The organism is Nocardiopsis alba DSM 43377 (assembly GCF_000341225.1).
Lineage (GTDB): Bacteria > Actinomycetota > Actinomycetes > Streptosporangiales > Streptosporangiaceae > Nocardiopsis > Nocardiopsis alba.
In genome coordinates this window covers 1-1,864 of sequence record NZ_ANAC01000043.1, presented here as the reverse complement: position 1 = coordinate 1,864, position 1,864 = coordinate 1, and the positions used below count along the sequence as shown (strand labels likewise).

The following is a 1,864-nucleotide window of genomic DNA, read 5'->3' as shown; positions in this document are numbered from 1 at the left end:
CTCGGTCTCGGCCGAGACCGGTTACCTGCGCGAGGCCGGCAACGTGCTGTTCCACTTCGCGCTGCTGGGCCTGTTGCTGGCCTTGGCGGCCGGGGCGTTCTTCGGCTACCGCGGCAACATGCTCATCGTGGAGGGCGACGGCTTCGCCAACACGCTGCCCTCCTACGACGCGATCTACCCCGGCCACTGGACCGACACCGACGATCTCGCCCCCTTCACCATCCACCTCGACCGGTTCGACGCCTCGTTCATCGAGGACGGGAACCTGCGCGGGCAGGCGGAGTCCTACGTCGCCGACCTCACCTACACGGAGGAACCCGGCGGAGAGGAGGGCACCCACAAGCTGGAGGTCAACCACCCGCTGACCGTCGACGGGGTGCAGGTCTACCTGCTGGGGCACGGCTACGCGCCGCAGTTCGAGGTGCGCAACGCCGACGGCGACCTGGTCTTCGACCAGGCGGTGCCCTTCCTGCACCGGGAGACCATGAGCTACATCTCCGACGGTGTCATCAAGGTCCCCGACACCGGAGGCGAGGAGCTCGGCTTCGTCGGGGTCTTCCTGCCCACCGCCATGGAGGACGCCGAAGGCGAACTCGTCTCCTCCTTCCCCGGGGCGGAGAACCCGATGGTCACCCTCAACGCCTACCAGGGCGACCTGGGCATGATCGATCCCCAGTCGGTCTACCAACTCCAGACCGAGGGGATGGAGAACATCGGCGAGTCGCCCGTCATGGCGGTCGGCGATACCTGGGAGCTGCCGGACGAGGCCGGATCGATCACCTTCACCGGCGTCAAGGAGTACGCCACCTTGCAGAGCAACCGGGACGGGGCGCGTGTGCCGGCGCTGCTGGCCGCCTCCCTGGCCGTGGTCGGACTCCTGGTGACGCTGTTCGTGCGCCCGCGCCGGGTCTGGGTCCGCGCCACCCCGGGCGAGGACGGCCGCACACGCGTCGAACTGGCCGGACTCGGCAAGACCGAGGTGGCCGGCGACAACGCCGAGTTCCACGAGATCACCACCAGGCTCGCCGCACGACTCCGAAGCGAGTCCGACGGCGGCCCCGACACCCCATCCACAGAGACGACCACACAAGGGAGTGACCGGTGACGTACACACTCGCCGCACCGGTGAACGAGAGCATGGCGTCGCTGAGCGACACCCTGGTCATCGCGATGATCGTGACCTACGCCGCCGCGCTCTTCCTGTTCGCGATCGAGGCCGCCTACGGCAACCGCACCCGGCTGAAGGCCGGACGGCTCATGCCGGTCGGGGCGGGCACGGTGGAAGGCCGTGACGACGACATCGAGGTCAACGTCCGTACCGAGGAGAAGGAGGCCAAGGCCTCCCAGAACGTCCTCGGCACGATCGCCCTCGGCGTCACCACCCTGGGCTTCCTCATGGGGGTCGCGCAGATCATCGCCCGAGGCGTGGCCGCCGGCCGTTGGCCCTGGGGCAACATGTTCGAGTTCATCGTCGCCCTGTGCCTGGTGGCGGTCGGCTCGCTGCTGTACGCCTCCTGGCGCTACCAGGCCCGCTTCCTCGGCGCCTTCGTGCTGGTACCGGTGTTGATCCTGCTCGGTATCGGCGTGCGCTGGCTGTACGTCGACCCCGGCCCGCTGATCCCGGCCCTGCACTCCTACTGGGTTCCGATCCACGTCACCGCCACCATCATCGCCGGCGGCGCCTTCATGGTCTCCGGAGCCGCGGGCATCACCTACCTGGTCTCGCACCGGGCCGAGGCCAAGCGGGCCCTGGGGGAGAAGGTGGCCGGTATCGCGGGCCGTCTGCCCAGCCCCGAGCTGCTCGACCGCATCTCGCACCGCTTCATCCTCTTCGCGTTCCCGCTGTGGACCTTCGGCATCATCG

The 1,864-nt window shown here is 68.8% G+C and carries 2 protein-coding genes; both read left to right on the top strand.

Annotation, left to right across the window (positions count from 1 at the left end; all coding sequences use genetic code 11):
- Nucleotides 1–1,105 (top strand): cytochrome c biogenesis protein ResB (gene resB / locus D451_RS26965; protein WP_017536614.1); only part of this gene is annotated, 1,105 nt, incomplete at its 5' end.
- Nucleotides 1,102–1,864: cytochrome c biogenesis protein (locus D451_RS0126035; RefSeq protein ID WP_017536613.1), on the top strand; the 763-nt coding region annotated here is incomplete at its 3' end. The genes resB and D451_RS0126035, both read left to right, overlap by 4 nt.